The sequence below is a fragment of the Pedococcus sp. P5_B7 genome, assembly GCF_054049895.1.
Window position 1 is genome coordinate 152,398 of record NZ_JBFULM010000005.1, and the last position, 13,789, is coordinate 166,186.

At 71.6% G+C, this 13,789-nt stretch carries 15 protein-coding genes; 8 read left to right on the plus strand and 7 right to left on the minus strand.

Annotation, left to right across the window (positions count from 1 at the left end; genetic code table 11):
- Positions 1-118: 118 nt before the first annotated feature.
- On the minus strand, positions 119-1,231 hold the full coding sequence (locus tag ACXJKD_RS13010; protein WP_457255035.1) for a helix-turn-helix transcriptional regulator: 1,113 nt from the start codon (positions 1,229-1,231) through the stop codon (positions 119-121).
- A 278-nt stretch (positions 1,232-1,509) separates the two neighbouring features.
- On the opposite strand from ACXJKD_RS13010, the gene purD reads away from it, so the two are divergent.
- The gene (purD, locus tag ACXJKD_RS13015) at positions 1,510-2,793 is read left to right on the plus strand and encodes a phosphoribosylamine--glycine ligase (protein ID WP_457255036.1); all 1,284 of its coding nucleotides are present in this window, start codon (positions 1,510-1,512) and stop codon (positions 2,791-2,793) included.
- Between the two features lie 36 nt (positions 2,794-2,829).
- Here purD and ACXJKD_RS13020 read toward each other — a convergent pair whose 3' ends face one another.
- Positions 2,830-4,269: an MFS transporter gene (locus tag ACXJKD_RS13020; RefSeq protein WP_457255037.1), complete on the minus strand. Its 1,440-nt coding sequence runs from the start codon at positions 4,267-4,269 to the stop codon at positions 2,830-2,832.
- A 148-nt stretch (positions 4,270-4,417) separates the two neighbouring features.
- On the opposite strand from ACXJKD_RS13020, the gene ACXJKD_RS13025 reads away from it, so the two are divergent.
- Positions 4,418-5,335: a phosphoribosylaminoimidazolesuccinocarboxamide synthase gene (locus tag ACXJKD_RS13025; RefSeq protein WP_457255038.1), complete on the plus strand. Its 918-nt coding sequence runs from the start codon at positions 4,418-4,420 to the stop codon at positions 5,333-5,335.
- On the opposite strand, the gene ACXJKD_RS13030 is transcribed toward ACXJKD_RS13025, so the two are convergent.
- The gene (locus ACXJKD_RS13030) at positions 5,299-5,751 is read right to left on the minus strand and encodes a nitroreductase/quinone reductase family protein (RefSeq protein WP_457255039.1); all 453 of its coding nucleotides are present in this window, start codon (positions 5,749-5,751) and stop codon (positions 5,299-5,301) included. The genes ACXJKD_RS13025 and ACXJKD_RS13030 overlap by 37 nt on opposite strands.
- A 185-nt stretch (positions 5,752-5,936) precedes the next feature.
- Here ACXJKD_RS13030 and purS point away from each other — a divergent pair, with 185 nt between their 5' ends.
- The 5 genes from purS to ACXJKD_RS13055 all read left to right on the plus strand — a co-directional run bounded on the left by purS (position 5,937) and on the right by ACXJKD_RS13055 (position 10,152).
- A complete protein-coding gene (gene purS, locus ACXJKD_RS13035; protein WP_457255040.1) occupies positions 5,937-6,197 on the plus strand; it encodes a phosphoribosylformylglycinamidine synthase subunit PurS in 261 nt (86 codons plus the stop codon).
- Positions 6,194-6,865 carry a phosphoribosylformylglycinamidine synthase subunit PurQ gene (gene purQ, locus ACXJKD_RS13040; protein ID WP_457255041.1) on the plus strand — a complete coding sequence of 224 codons (672 nt, stop codon included), beginning with the start codon at positions 6,194-6,196 and terminating at the stop codon, positions 6,863-6,865. Before purS ends, purQ begins: the two co-directional genes overlap by 4 nt.
- Positions 6,862-9,177 (plus strand): phosphoribosylformylglycinamidine synthase subunit PurL, encoded by a 2,316-nt coding sequence (gene purL / locus ACXJKD_RS13045; RefSeq protein WP_457255042.1) that lies wholly within the window; start codon positions 6,862-6,864, stop codon positions 9,175-9,177. The genes purQ and purL overlap by 4 nt, the downstream gene beginning before the upstream one ends.
- Before the next feature lie 192 nt (positions 9,178-9,369).
- Entirely contained in the window at positions 9,370-9,732 is a 363-nt protein-coding gene (locus ACXJKD_RS13050; protein ID WP_457255043.1) for a sterol carrier family protein, read from the plus strand.
- Between the two features lie 27 nt (positions 9,733-9,759).
- Positions 9,760-10,152, plus strand: coding sequence for a VOC family protein (locus tag ACXJKD_RS13055; protein ID WP_457255044.1), 393 nt, complete (start codon positions 9,760-9,762; stop codon positions 10,150-10,152).
- Here ACXJKD_RS13055 and ACXJKD_RS13060 read toward each other — a convergent pair.
- Positions 10,149-10,304, minus strand: a complete 156-nt coding sequence (locus tag ACXJKD_RS13060; RefSeq protein ID WP_457255045.1) for a hypothetical protein — start codon at positions 10,302-10,304, stop codon at positions 10,149-10,151. The two genes, ACXJKD_RS13055 and ACXJKD_RS13060, sit on opposite strands and share 4 nt — an antisense overlap.
- 60 nt (positions 10,305-10,364) lie before the next feature.
- Here ACXJKD_RS13060 and ACXJKD_RS13065 point away from each other — a divergent pair, with 60 nt between their 5' ends.
- Positions 10,365-10,589: a hypothetical protein gene (locus ACXJKD_RS13065; RefSeq protein ID WP_457255046.1), complete on the plus strand. Its 225-nt coding sequence runs from the start codon at positions 10,365-10,367 to the stop codon at positions 10,587-10,589.
- Positions 10,590-10,697: 108 nt separating this feature from the next.
- On the opposite strand, the gene ACXJKD_RS13070 is transcribed toward ACXJKD_RS13065, so the two are convergent.
- The 3 genes from ACXJKD_RS13070 to ACXJKD_RS13080 all read right to left on the minus strand — a co-directional run bounded on the left by ACXJKD_RS13070 (position 10,698) and on the right by ACXJKD_RS13080 (position 13,686).
- Positions 10,698-11,732 (minus strand): Gfo/Idh/MocA family protein, encoded by a 1,035-nt coding sequence (locus tag ACXJKD_RS13070; protein ID WP_457255047.1) that lies wholly within the window; start codon positions 11,730-11,732, stop codon positions 10,698-10,700.
- A gap of 85 nt (positions 11,733-11,817) precedes the next feature.
- Entirely contained in the window at positions 11,818-12,621 is an 804-nt protein-coding gene (locus ACXJKD_RS13075) for a spermidine synthase (protein ID WP_457255048.1), read from the minus strand.
- Positions 12,622-12,639: 18 nt separating this feature from the next.
- A complete protein-coding gene (locus tag ACXJKD_RS13080) occupies positions 12,640-13,686 on the minus strand; it encodes a zinc-dependent alcohol dehydrogenase family protein (protein WP_457255049.1) in 1,047 nt (348 codons plus the stop codon).
- Positions 13,687-13,789 lie beyond the last annotated feature (103 nt).

Here is a 13,789-nt window from a genome sequence, read left to right on the forward strand (position 1 = left end):
TTTCTGGCTGGTCGTTGATGGCGTCCCCGGTCGGCACCGTCTGGCGGCGCTGCCGTGCCGTCTGGTCCCCACACGGAGAACGCACGAGTCTAGCGAGCAGGGCGAGCCTTGCCGCGCACTAGACCATTCCGCGGCGCGCGGCCTGCACGCCGGCCTGGAAGCGGGTGCCCGCGCCGAGCTGGTCCATCAGGGCCCTGACCCGCCGTTCGACGGTGCGCTGGGACACCCCGGCCTGGCGAGCGATCGTGGCGTCGGGGGCGCCGGCGGCGAGCAGCGACAGGATCAGCTGGTCGCGTCGCTCGGTCGTGACCCCGCCGATCGAGAGCGGGGAGCCGAGGTCCCAGAGGTGGTCGGAGAGGGCGATGAGCGCGAGCACCATCGACCGCGCTCGGATCAGGGCCGAGCCGAAGCCCGAGGGGTCGAAGGCGCTGACGTCGACGATCGCCACCACCTCGTCGACGATCACCGCCGAGAACGGCACCGCCGAGGTGAACCGGAACCGCTCGCCGCCCCGCTCCCGCGCCTCGAGGATCTCGAGGGCGCCGTCGATCTCCAGGACGTCGGTGTCGTAGACCGTCGTGTAGTCGAGCACGTTGCCGCCCACGCCGCGGCTCGGCTCCTCGTGGCTGTGCAGCGGGCTGGAGAACAGCGCCCGGGTGCGCGGCGAGAGTGACCGGAACGTGCGGATCCGCTCGGTGCCGGCTGCCACCGCCTCCGCCGTGACTGCCGCGATCTCGTCCAGGGAGTTGAGGATCCGCACCGTCCCGACGTCGGGTGCCAGGGAGGCCGACCTCGCCTGGAAGTAGACCTGCGCGAGCTCGTGGGCCGCCGATCGGGTCTCGCGAGCCCGTCGCTCGTAGTCCAGGGCCAGGGCGGGCAGGGAGATGTCAGGGGGGATGACCTCGATCCGGCCGCCCTGGTGGAGCCGCACCAGGCCCCGGCTGCCGAGGACCTCGAGGGAGTGGTCGACCAGGGGCGCCTTCATGCCCTGGGCGATGAGCAGGGACCTCGTCGGATCCTGGTGTTGCAGGACCGCGAGGAAGACCCGCGTGACGGTGCCCTCGACCTCGTCGACGTCGACCTCCAGGTCGAGACCTGCACCGATCCCGGTGGCGACCTTGGAGCCGCGGCCGGCGGTGAAGCCGGGGCTCAGCCCGTTGGTGAGGACCGCGTCGGTGACCCCCACGACCGCCGCATGGGTGGCGTCGTCCGTCCGACTGTCGTCCGGCATGCCCACATGCTTGCCCTCTGGCGAGATTCCGTCAATGGCGCAAGTCCGACACGAATGGGCTTTACCTCTGGCCCAGACATGGTCCACTCTTGAACCAGTCGACCTCGTCGACCCACGTGCATGGTTGCAGGTTCCCCCGCCAGGCGACCGCACGTCGGCTGCGCGGCGTCCCCGGGAGATGTCCCCCCTGCCTCCCCGGGACGCCGCGCACTCAGGTCCGGCGCCCTTTGCCCGCGTCCCGGTCGGTCTGCTCGCGCGTGACTCTCTACGCTGGGCCCGTGAAGGTTCTCGTGATCGGTACCGGTGCCCGCGAGCACGCCATCGTCAAGGCCCTCGGTGCCGACCCGGAGGTCGACGCGGTGATCGTGGCCCCGGGAAACCCGGGGATGGACGCGATCGCCCTCTGCGAGGCACTGCCCGGTGGGGTCCTCGACGGTGAGGCGATCGTGGAGCTGGCCCGCCGGCATACCGTCGACCTGGTGGTGATCGGCCCTGAGGCGCCACTCGTCGCGGGGGTCGCCGACGTCGTGCGCGACGCCGGGCTCCTGGCCTTCGGCCCGTCGGCCGAGGCCGCGCAGCTCGAGGGCAGCAAGTCCTTCGCCAAGGAGGTGATGGCGGCGGCCGATGTGCCGACGGCGATGGCGCGCGTCTGCACCACCCTCGACGAGGTCGCTGACGCGCTCGATGCGTTGGGTGCGCCCCACGTGGTGAAGGACGACGGCCTGGCCGCGGGCAAGGGAGTGGTCGTGACCACTGACCGCGCCGAAGCGCTCGCGCACGCCGAGGCGTGCCTGGCCAAGGAGGGGGGAGTGGTCGTCGTCGAGGAGTTCCTCGACGGGCCCGAGGTGTCGCTGTTCTGCCTCTGTGACGGCAGCACGGTCGTCCCCCTCGCCCCGGCCCAGGACTTCAAGCGGGTCGGCGACGACGACCAGGGCCCCAACACCGGGGGCATGGGCGCCTACAGCCCCCTCGACTGGGCCCCGGCGTCGCTGGTCGACGAGCTCGTCAGCCGGGTCGCGCAGCCGACCGTCGACGAGATGGCCCGACGCGGGACGCCGTTCTCCGGGGTGCTCTACATCGGGGTGGCCGTCACGTCGCGCGGCCCGCGGGTCATCGAGTTCAACGCCCGCTTCGGCGACCCGGAGACGCAGGTCGTGCTGGCCCGCCTGCAGACCCCCCTCGGCGGTCTGCTGAAGGCCGCGGCCAAGGGCGAGCTCGATGGCGTGGGTGCGCTCCACTGGTCCGACCAGCACGCCGTGACGGTGGTGGTGGCCTCGCACAACTACCCCGGTACCCCGCGCACCGGTGACCCCGTCACCGGTATCGAGGAGGCCTCCGAGGTGCCGACGACCTACGTGCTCCACGCGGGCACTGCGCGCGCCGACGACGGCACGCTCGTCTCGGCAGGGGGTCGCGTCCTGTCGGTCGTGGCCCTCGGCGAGAGCCTCACCCAGGCGAGGGAACGGGTCTACGAGGCGATCGACCACATCGAGCTCGAGGGTTCGCACCACCGCACCGACATCGCGCTCGCGGCCGAGCGCGAGGAGCTGCACATCGGCTGAGCGACCTGCGCGCCCCTGGTGAGAGGTGCAGGGGCGTCAGCCCGCGCGCCGCGCTGCAGCGAGTCCCACGGCGCCCACGGCAGCGCAGGCGGTCATCGTTGCGGCGAACAGCCACCCCGGCAGGTCCGGGGCCTGCCACGCGATCAGCGCCCCGGCGCCGGCCAGCCCGATCGCCTGGGCGACCGACGCGGTCAGGCTCGAGGCGGCGGTGATCCGACCCTGGTCGCTCACCGGGGCGAACAGCAGCAGCTGGGTCGAGAGGGTGGGTGAGACGATCCCCATCCCGAGCCCGGCCACCCCCCACAGCGCCAAGCCGGCGACGACGGGCAGGGCGTCGAGGCTGGTGAGCGCAGGCCCCAGCACGCCGAGGGTGATGAGGGCGAACCCCACGACCAGGCGGCGCACGGCCGGCACCCGTCGTTGCACGACGTCGAGGCCGTGCAGCTGCGAGCCGGTCGCCCACGACAGGCCGGTCACGGTGAGGCTGGCGCCCGCGGCGGCGGGGCCGAGGCCGTGGATCGTGGTCAGCATGAGGGGGAGCAGGCTGCCGGCGGTGCCGAACGCCGCAGCGACGAGTCCGCGCAGGGCCACCAGCGCCGGTATGCCGCGGGCGAACCGCAGCGTCCCGGCCGGCAGGACCGTGCGCACTGCGGGCACGGTGCAAGCCGTGCCGACGAGGACGAGCGCGACGCCGAGCACCTCGACGGGGCCTGAGCGGCCCAGCAGGGAACCTCCCGCGGTCAGGGCCGCGAGGCCTGCCGCCGCCAGGGCAGCGGCGCGGACGGCGCGGTGCTCGCGCGGCGTCCACGAGGTCTGGGTCTCAGCGATGGAGCGCTCGCTGACACCGCTCAGGGTGACGGCGACCTCCGCGCGCATGGCGGGGCGCAGCAGGAACCATGCGAACGGCAGCAGGGCGACTCCGATGGCGAAGACCGACCGCCACGACAGCACCTCGGCGAGTAGTCCCGCGACCGGTGGGCCGACCAACGAGGGCAGCACCCACGCCGCCGCGAACGCCGCGAACACCTTGGCTCGCAGCTCCTCCGGCAGGCTGCGGGCGAGCAGGACGGTGAGCGAGACATCCATCAGCGCCTCCGCGATCCCCGAGCCGAACCGGCCCACCGCAAAGACGGACATCCCCGGCGCGAACGCCATCGCGACCTGGGATGCCGTGAACACGAGCATCCCGGCCTGGAGCGGCCGCACCGGCCCACGGTGGTCTGCCCAGGCCCCGGCCACCACGGTGGCGACGACGAACGACACCAGGGGCGCCGCGCTGGCGGCTCCGAACAGCCACAAGCCGTCGAGGTCGCGCGCGACGGTGGGCAGCACGGTCATGGTGGCGCGGTTCTCGAAGGCGCCCAGGGTCACCAACGCCACGGCCCCCACGGCGAAGGGCAGGTGAGCCCGGTCCAGCAGGGAGGCGGGCCGTGCGGGAGCGTCCGTGTCGGTTGCGGCGGGGGTGGCGGTCGGCATGGGCACGAGTGTGGAAGGTGAAGTCGACTTCAAGTCAAGCCGTGGAGCGCGCACGTGTTGCGCGGTGATCGTCACGCAAGCCGGAAACGCGGTCCGCGTGACGACCTGGCAGCACCAAGTCGGGGCAGCGGCTGGGAAGATGTCGGCCATGACGTCCTCCCAGCCCGACGCGGCCGCTGCCCCCGTCGACCTGCCCGGCTACGCCCACGTCTACTCGGGCAAGGTCCGCGACCTCTACGCCCCCCTCGACGGCTCCGGTGCCCCCCGCGACGACCAGCTGCTGCTGGTCGCGAGCGACCGGCTCTCGGCCTTCGACTTCATCCTCGAGACGCCGATCCCCGACAAGGGCGCGGTCCTGACCCAGCTGTCCCTCTGGTGGTTCGAGCAGCTCCAGGACCTGGTCCCCAACCACGTCATCTCGACCGACGTGCCTTCCGAGGTGGCCGGGCGTGGGGTGCTGGTGCGACGACTCGAGATGCTGCCCGTCGAGTGCGTGGCCCGCGCCTACCTGACCGGCGGCGGTCTCCGGGAGTACCAGGCTGACGGCCACGTCAGCGGGGTGCGGCTGCCCGACGGCCTCGTCGACGGCTCACGCCTCCCCGAGCCGATCTTCACGCCGTCGACGAAGGCGCCCGTGGGCGAGCACGACCAGCCGATGCCGTATGCCGATGTCGTGGCTGCAGTGGGCGCGCGCACCGCCCAGCGCGCCAGCGACCTGACCACCCGGATCCTCGCCCGGGGCAACGAGATCGCGGCTGAGCGAGGCATCCTCATCGCCGACACCAAGGTGGAGTTCGGGGTCGACGGCGACGAGCTGGTGCTGGCCGACGAGGTCCTCACCCCCGACTCCTCGAGGTTCTGGCCCGCCGACCAGTGGGAGCCCGGCCACACCCAGCCGTCGTTCGACAAGGAGTTCGTGCGCGAGTGGTTGATCTCGCCCGCGAGCGGGTGGGACAAGGCCTCCGGCCAGGCCCCGCCGCCGCTGCCCGACGACGTGCTCGAGCGCACCCGCGCCAAGTACGTCGAGGCCTACGAGCGGCTCACCGGCCGCACCTTCTCGTCCTGACCGACGGGAGTCAGCAGCGCCACGGGGATGGTCCGATGGGCTTTTCGTTCGTACTTCGCCACCGCGGGTAGGGCGCCGAGGATGGCGCCGTTCCACACCTCGTCCCGCTCGCTGCCGTGCAGCTCACGAGCCGACGCGGGCAGGTGTTCGGACCGGACCTGCAGATCAGTCGCGCCAGCTGCCCGGAGGTTGCGGAACCAGTCGGGGTCGCGGGGCGCACCGGAAGCGGTGCCCCAGACCAGGTAGCCGTCGGGGCGACGCAGGGCGCGGACACAGGTCGAGTGCGGCAGACCGGTGCGGCGCCCCGGCGTGGTCAGCATCACCACGGGGGCCTCCTTCGTGCCGCCCATGGCGCGACCCTTCAGGAGGCGGTACGACCACACACCCATCCGCGTCGACCACGTGGTCATCGACATGCCCCCAGTGTCGCGCTCCGACCGGTCGCGCAACAGGGGTCGCGCACCAGGGGTCGCGCAACAGAGGTCGCGCACCAGGGGTCGCGTCCCGGGAGGTGACCGTGCGGCATACCAGCGCGCGGGCGCGGATAGACTGCGCGTGCTTCCTTCCCGCACCACCCCGCTGCAACCCAGGAGACACCCGAATGGGCCACGTCGTCATCGACGTCATGTTGAAGCCAGAGATCCTCGACCCCCAGGGGCAGGCCGTGAACGGGGCACTTCCCCGGCTCGGCTTCGAGCAGTTCACCGACGTGAGGCAGGGCAAGCGCTTCGTCCTCACGGTCGACGGTGAGGTGACCGACGAGCACCTCGCAGCGGCGGCCGAGGCGGCCGAGAAGCTGCTCTCCAACCCCGTCATCGAGGACGTCGTGTCCGTGCGTTCTGCAGAGGACCCGGACCAGTGAAGGTCGGGGTCGTCACGTTCCCGGGCTCGCTCGACGACCGTGATGCGGCCCGCGCCGTGCGCGCCGTCGGTGCCGAGGCCGTCATGCTCTGGCACGGCGACGCCGACCTCAAGGGGGTCGACGCGGTCATCCTGCCCGGCGGCTTCTCCTACGGCGACTACCTCCGCTGCGGCGCCATCGCCCGCTTCGCCCCCGTCATGGACGCGCTCATCCCCGCGGCGCAGGGTGGCCTGCCCGTGATCGGGATCTGCAACGGGTTCCAGGTGCTCTGCGAGTCGCACCTGCTCCCCGGCGCGCTGATCCGCAACGACCACCGCAAGTTCAACTGCGTCGACCAGCGACTGGTCGTCGAGAACGCCTCCACCGCCTGGACCTCCGACTTCGAGGCGGGGCAGGAGATCACCATCGTCCTCAAGAACGGCGAGGGCGGCTTCGTGGCCGACGAGCGCACGCTCGACGAGCTCGAGGGCGAGGGCCGTGTGGTCTTCCGGTATGCCGGTGACAACCCCAACGGCTCGTACCGCGCCATCGCGGGGATCACCAACGACCGCGGCAACATCGTGGGGCTGATGCCCCACCCCGAGCACGCCATCGAGGAGGGCTACGGCCCCTCGACCGACGGGCTCCCGTTCTTCACCTCCGTCCTGAAGGCACTGGCCACCGCATGACCGCGCACCCCACGACCGCCCAGGTCGACAAGCCCGTCCTCGACACGGTCGCCCACGCGGCGCAGACCCCGGACGCCGACCAGCCGTGGGTCGAGCTCGGCCTCAAGGCCGACGAGTACGCCACGATCCGCGAGATCGTCGGTCGTCGCCCGACCAGCGCCGAGCTGGCGATGTACTCGGTGATGTGGTCGGAGCACTGCTCCTACAAGTCGTCCAAGGTGCACTTCTCCCTCTGGGGCGAGAACACCACCGACGAGATGCGCGAGAAGCTCCTCGTCGGCATCGGTGAGAACGCCGGCGTCGTCGACATCGGCGACGGCTGGGCGGTCACCTTCAAGGTCGAGTCGCACAACCACCCGTCCTACGTCGAGCCCTACCAGGGCGCCGCGACCGGGGTCGGCGGCATCATCCGCGACATCATGTCGATGGGCGCGCGCCCGATCGCGATCATGGACCCGCTGCGGTTCGGCAACCTCAACCACCCCGACACCCAGCGGGTGCTCCCCGGGGTGGTCGCGGGTGTCGGTGGCTACGGCAACTGCATCGGCCTGCCGAACATCGGTGGCGAGGTGGTCTTCGACGACTGCTACCAGGGCAACCCGCTCGTCAACGCGCTCTGCGTCGGCGCCATGCGGATCGAGGACATCCACCTCGCCAAGGCCTCCGGGGTCGGCAACAAGGTGATCCTCTTCGGCGCCAGGACCGGCGGCGACGGCATCGGCGGCGTCTCGGTGCTCGCCTCCGAGACGTTCGACGAGGGTGGCCCGACCAAGCGCCCCGCGGTGCAGGTCGGCGACCCGTTCGCGGAGAAGGTGCTCATCGAGTGCTGCCTCGACCTGTATGCCGCGCACGTGGTCGACGGGATCCAGGACCTCGGCGGCGCGGGCCTGTCCTGCGCCACCAGCGAGCTGGCGTCCAACGGCGACGGTGGCATGCAGATCGAGCTCGACCGCGTCCCGCTGCGCGACGCCTCGCTGCGACCTGAGGAGATCCTCATGTCGGAGAGCCAGGAACGCATGATGGCCGTCGTGGCCCCTGAGCACCTCGACGAGTTCATGGCGATCACCGACCGCTGGGACGTCGAGGCCACCGTGCTCGGCGAGGTCACCGACGGCGAGCACCTGGTCATCACCTGGCACGGCGAGGTCATCGTCGACGTGCCGCCGCGGTCGGTCGCCCACGAGGGCCCGACCTACCACCGCCCGCTGGAGCGCCCGGCATACCTCGATGCGTTGCAGGACAACGGCACTGACACGTTGGGACGTCCCGTGGACGGCCTCGGGCTCAAGTCCGACCTGCTGACGCTGCTCGCCTCGCCGAACCTCTGCGACAAGTCGTGGGTCACCGACCAGTACGACCGCTACGTGCTCGGCAACACCGCGCTCGCGATGCCCGACGACGCGGGTGTGGTGCGCGTCGACGAGGAGACCGGTCGTGGCGTCGCGGTGTCGACCGACTGCAACGGGCGGTTCGCCAAGCTCGACCCGTATGCCGGGGCGCAGCTCGCGCTGGCCGAGTCCTACCGCAACGTCGCGACGGCCGGGGCGACCCCGCTGGCCGTGACCGACTGCCTCAACTTCGGCTCGCCGGAGGACCCGGGCGTGATGTGGCAGTTCCGCGAGGCCGTCAAGGGCATCGCCGAGGGCTGCAAGACGCTCGGCATCCCGGTCACCGGCGGCAACGTCAGCTTCTACAACCAGACCGGTGACGTCGCGATCCACCCGACGCCGGTCATCGGCGTGCTGGGGGTCATGGACGACGTCGCCCGGCGCACGCCCTCGGGCTGGAAGACCCCCGGCCAGGTCATCTACCTGCTCGGCACCACTGGCGACGAGCTGGCCGGCGGCGAGTGGGCGCACGTCGTGCACGGGCACCTCGGAGGCCTGCCGCCCAAGGTCGACCTGGCGGCCGAGCAGCTGCTGGGCGAGATCTTGGTCAACGCGAGTCGCGACGGCCTCGTCGACGCTGCCCACGACCTCTCCGACGGTGGTCTGGCGATCACGCTGGCCGAGGCGACCATGCGCTACGGCACCGGGGCCCGGATCTGGCTCGATGCGGTGTGCGAGCGTGACGGCATCGACGCGTTCACCGCGCTCTTCAGCGAGTCCACCGCGCGGGTCGTCGTGTCGGTGCCGCGCTCCGAGGAGGTGCGCTTCACCGACATGTGCACCGCCCGTGGTCAGGTGCACGCCCGGATCGGGGTGGTGGACGACGAGACCGACGGTCTCGACATCCAGGGCCAGTTCACGGTCTCGCTCGACGAGCTGCGGACTGCGCACACCGCGACCATGCGGGACGTCTTCGGCGGCTGAGCCCGGACACGCGAGCGGCCCGGTCGCGCATCCCCCGCGCGTCCGGGCCGTTCGTCCCCTGTGTGTCCCCGCCTTGAACAGTACGTCGGGGCTCTGACAGCCGCCATGGGTAGAAGTACCCATTCTCGTCCGTCGAACGGCTCAAAGTGCCGAGCGTCAACGAGTGTGGGTGGGTCGTGCGACGATGCCGGTATGCCGCCGCGCCGCCGAGTTCCCGTCTCCGACGGGCGTGCCGCGGTGTCGGTCTGGCGCTCGCTGGGGGAGGCCACAGCTCGCGTGGACCTGGCCACCGCCGTGCGCTACACGCTGGAGGAGCTCTCCGTCGTCGCGCCGGGGCGCAGCGTCGAGGTGCGCGTCCCGCCCTTCGGGGCGGTCCAGTGCATCACCGGCACCACCCACACGCGGGGCACGCCCCCCAACGTCGTGGAGACCGACGCCCAGACCTGGCTCGCAGTCGCTACGGGGACGCTGACCTGGGACGGCGCCTGGGAGTCCGGCACCCTCCGGGTGAGCGGCCATCGGGCTGACCTCACGGCATACCTCCCCCTCGCCTGACCACCAACCCCAAGGAGTTCGATCCGCATGCAGATGAAGCTGGAACTGGTCCCGCTGCCCGTCGCCGACGTCGAGCGGTCCATCGCGTTCTACGAGGGCACGCTCGGTTTCACGAAGGACGTCGACGTGCAGCCCGCCGAGGGGATCCGCGTCGTCCAGCTGACGGCCGAGGGCTCGGGCTGCTCGGTCGGCTTCGGGACGGGGCTCGAGGTCTACCAGGGTGAGCCGGGCAGCATCCGCGGGCTGCACCTCGTGGTGGAGGACATCGAGGCGGCGCGGGCCGAGCTCGTCAGCCGTGGGGTCGAGGTGAGCGAGGTCCACGACTTCGGCGGCGGGGTCAAGGGGGCGGAGTTCGCCGACCCCGACGGCAACTCGTTCGAGCTGCAGGAGATGGCCTGGCGCCGGGGCGACACCTTCTAGCTGGTCTGACCACGCGAGCCGCGGACGGCCAGGCCCGCCACCAGGAGGACGGCGCCCAGGCCGAGCACCAGGAAGCCGGGACCTGGCAGGAGGATCAAGAGGATGCCGAGCACGGCGAGCACTGCGCCGGCAGTCATCAGGAGTCGACTCATCCCCGCAGCCTAGGTGTGGCGGAGTCCGTTTCCTGCCGAGGCTCTATGAGAACCTCAGGCATGACGACGGAGAGTTCAGCGAGACAAGGGCAGCAGATCCTCGTCCAGCTGGGAGCGAGCGCGCTGGTCGGACTCATTGGGCTGGTGCTGTTCCTGCACACCGACCGCGACGAAGGACTCTTCTTCTGGTTCATCCTGACCGTCCTGGTGACGAGTGCCGGTGAGGTCGCCTGGTTCCTCAGCAAGTACCTGCGGCACGCCCGCGACCGCGAACGACTCAACTGAGCCGGCTCGCTTGCCCCGACTTGCTGCGGGCAGATCGTCACCGAACCCGGATGTGGTGGCCGGTGCCCACGAGTTGGCAACAGGTCAGACGAGGTCAGGGGCAGGTGGTCACTCCCCGGGGAAGCGGACGCCGATCTGGGCTCGCACGTCGTCGAGCGCATCCATGATGACGAGCGTCTCCGCCAGGGGCATCAACGGCGACTCGCTCGCGCCGGCGGTGACCTGCCGGGCGACCTCACACGCCTCGAAGTGCAGCCCGTGCCGGGTGTCGGCGTTGGTGAACCGGTCGAGCTCGGTGCCGTCGGGGGCGACGAGTCGCACCACTGCGCTCGGGCCGTAGAAGGGCCCGTCGATCTCGAGCCGGGCCTCGGTCCCGGCGACCACCGCAACGGTCGGGGTGGCGGTCAGCATCGTCGTCCCGAGCACGCCCATGGCCCCACGGCTGCTGGTCACCCCGATCGAGGCCTGCGAGTCCACGCCCTGGTCGGTGCGTCGGCCGCTGGCGGTCACGTCGACGAAGTCGCCCAGGACGAAGTGGGCGAACGACACCGGGTAGATCCCCAGGTCGAGCATCGCGCCGCCGGCCAACGAGGGCTCCGACAGCCGGGCCGGTCCGTCGGGGTAGAGGTGCTGGCCGTGGTCGGCGTGCACCGTGTGGACCTCGCCCAGCAGGCCGTCCTCGAGACAGCGGCGCACGACGTCGATGTGTGGCAGGAACCGGGTCCACATCGCCTCCATCGCGAAAACGCCTGCAGCAGAAGCGGACTCGATGATCTCGCGCGCTTGGGTAGCGTTGTGGGCGAACGCCTTCTCCACGAGCACGGGCTTGCCGGCAGCAGTCGCGAGCATCGCCTGGGCACGGTGCTCGGAGTGGGGGGACGCGACGTAGACCACATCCACGTCGGGGTCGGCGACCAGCTCGTCGTACGCCCCGTAGGCCTTGGCGACCCCGAACTCGTCGGCGAAGGCCTTGGCCCGGTCCAGACTGCGGGAGGCCACGGCCTGGAGCTGCTGGCCGGAGGCCGTGCGCAGCGCCGTGGCGAAGGAGTGGGCGATGCCGCCGGGCGCAAGGATCCCCCAGCGAAGGGCCGGAGCCTCGCGCGGGTCCGGAGTGCGGGGCGAGGGCAGCGTCAACGAAGGCATCGGCCCATCATCGGCGCTCGGGGCGGGATGCGCACGCGTCGTCCCATCAGGTGTCAGCCACCCAGCGCTGGGCACCCGATATCGCTCAGCGGACCCGCCACTCGCCCGGCGCGGTCGGTGGCCGGGGACTCGGCACCGCGTCGGCGTCGGTGAACGGGCGACCGGAGCCCAGTGCCCGCACCAGGGCGCCCCCCTCCAGCACCGTGCTGGGGAAGGCACCTCGCGCCACGCTGCGGATGATCGAACCCATCAGGAGCGGCTGGGCCGATCCGACCAGCACGAGGTTGCCGAACCGTCGTCGTTTCCAGATGTCGACCTGCGCGATGGCAGCGGTGTGGGGCAGGTGCTGGGCCAGACCAGCCAGCACCCGAGCCGCGTGCCGGTGGTCGGGCTCGTCGGCCGCGTTCATCGCGAGCACCCCGCCCGGCCGCAGCACGCGTGCCACCTCGGCAAACCACTCGGAGCTGGTGAGGTCGGCCGGCACCTGGCTCTCGGCATACGCGTCGACCACGATGGCGTCAGCGCTCGCGTCCTTGAGGGCCGCGACGCCCGCACGCCCCGGTTGCGGACGCACGCGGATCCGGTGACCGCGAGGGAGCGGCAGCTCCCGCCGCACCTGCTCGGTGAGCGGGGCGTCGGGCTCGAGGACGATCTGCGGCGAGCCCGGGCGGACGGCCTGCACGTAGCGCGGCAGCGTCATCGCGGCACCACCGACGTGGGTCACCGCGATCGGCCCGTCGGGGAGCGAGTCGAGGACGGCGCCGAGGTGCTGGACGTAGCCGAAGACGAGCAGCTCGGGGTCGTCGAGGCTCACGTACGACTGCGGATAGCCGTCGACGAGGACGGTGCTGCCGCCGTGCTCGTCGACGTCGATCCGGAAGTCCTGCACCGTGTCCCTCTTGCGCCGTCAGGGACGGACGAGGGACTTGATCGCCCGGCGCTCGTCCATCGCCGCGTAGCCCTCGGCCACCTCGGGCAGCGGCACCTCGAGGTCGAACACGAGCCCCGGGTTGATCGCCCCGGAGAGCACGTCGTCCCGCAGCTGCGGCAGGTACTGGCGAGCCGGAGCGATGCCGCCGGCGATGCCGACGTTGCGCACGAACATGTCCCGCACCGGGTACTCGATCCCGTGCGGCACACCGACGTAGCCCACCGTCGCGCCCGGACGGGCGGCCGCGATGGCGGTCGCCATGGACTCGTTGGTGCCGACGCACTCGAGCACGGCGTCCGCGCCCACACCCTCGGTGAGCTCCTTCACCGCGCTGACGGCGTCGTCACCGCGGACTTCGACGATGTCGGTGGCCCCGAACTCGCGGGCGATCCGCTGGCGTGACTCGTGCCGCGACATCGCGATGATGCGCTCGGCCCCCATGCGCGCGGCCGCCAGGACGCCGCTGAGCCCGACGGCCCCGTCGCCGACGACCACGACCGTGTCACCGTCCTGGACGCCGGCGGCGACCGCGGCGTGCCAGCCGGTGCCCATCACGTCAGAGAGGCTCAGCAGGCTCGGCACGAGGCTGTCGTCCGGCACCTCCCGGGTCGCGACGAGCGTGCCGTCGGCCAGCGGGACGCGCACGTACTCGCCCTGTCCGCCGTCCACCATCGCGCCGTCCCGGTCGTTGCCGCCCCAGAACCCACCTACCTGGCACCGCGACTGGATCCCCACACGGCAGTGCGGACACGTGTTGTCGGAGTACATGAAGGGCGCCACGACGAAGTCGCCCGGGCGGAGGCCGCGCACCTCGGCGCCGACCTCCTCGACGATCCCCACGAACTCGTGCCCGATCCGCGTCGGCTCGGTCACGTCGTTGATGCCGCGGTAGGGCCACAGGTCGCTGCCGCAGACGCAGGCGGCCGTCACCCGCACCAGGGCGTCGGTCGGTTTGACGATGGTCGGGTCCGGGACGTCCTCGACCCGGATGTCGTGGGGGGCGTGGAGGATGGTGGCCTTCATGCCTCCCAGCCTCCCACGCGGCCAGGAGGGGTATGCCGCGGTCGCCGCGGCGGCCACCGCGGCCGGACCGTGCGACCCAGCGCCCCTACGCGGATTCACGGAC

Excerpts from the sequence above, each read along its gene's own strand:
- ACXJKD_RS13055 (WP_457255044.1), top strand. The coding sequence starts at position 9,760 with ATGCAGATGAAGCTGGAACTGGTCCCGCTGCCCGTCGCCGACGTCGAG.
- ACXJKD_RS13010 (WP_457255035.1), bottom strand. The coding sequence starts at position 1,231 with ATGCCGGACGACAGTCGGACGGACGACGCCACCCATGCGGCGGTCGTG.
- ACXJKD_RS13030 (WP_457255039.1), bottom strand. The coding sequence starts at position 5,751 with ATGTCGATGACCACGTGGTCGACGCGGATGGGTGTGTGGTCGTACCGC.
- ACXJKD_RS13065 (WP_457255046.1), top strand. The coding sequence starts at position 10,365 with ATGACGACGGAGAGTTCAGCGAGACAAGGGCAGCAGATCCTCGTCCAG.
- ACXJKD_RS13020 (WP_457255037.1), bottom strand. The coding sequence starts at position 4,269 with ATGCCGACCGCCACCCCCGCCGCAACCGACACGGACGCTCCCGCACGG.
- ACXJKD_RS13050 (WP_457255043.1), top strand. The coding sequence starts at position 9,370 with ATGCCGCCGCGCCGCCGAGTTCCCGTCTCCGACGGGCGTGCCGCGGTG.
- ACXJKD_RS13060 (WP_457255045.1), bottom strand. The coding sequence starts at position 10,304 with ATGAGTCGACTCCTGATGACTGCCGGCGCAGTGCTCGCCGTGCTCGGC.
- ACXJKD_RS13080 (WP_457255049.1), bottom strand. The coding sequence starts at position 13,686 with ATGAAGGCCACCATCCTCCACGCCCCCCACGACATCCGGGTCGAGGAC.
- ACXJKD_RS13070 (WP_457255047.1), bottom strand. The coding sequence starts at position 11,732 with ATGCCTTCGTTGACGCTGCCCTCGCCCCGCACTCCGGACCCGCGCGAG.
- purL (WP_457255042.1), top strand. The coding sequence starts at position 6,862 with ATGACCGCGCACCCCACGACCGCCCAGGTCGACAAGCCCGTCCTCGAC.
- purS (WP_457255040.1), top strand. The coding sequence starts at position 5,937 with ATGGGCCACGTCGTCATCGACGTCATGTTGAAGCCAGAGATCCTCGAC.
- ACXJKD_RS13025 (WP_457255038.1), top strand. The coding sequence starts at position 4,418 with ATGACGTCCTCCCAGCCCGACGCGGCCGCTGCCCCCGTCGACCTGCCC.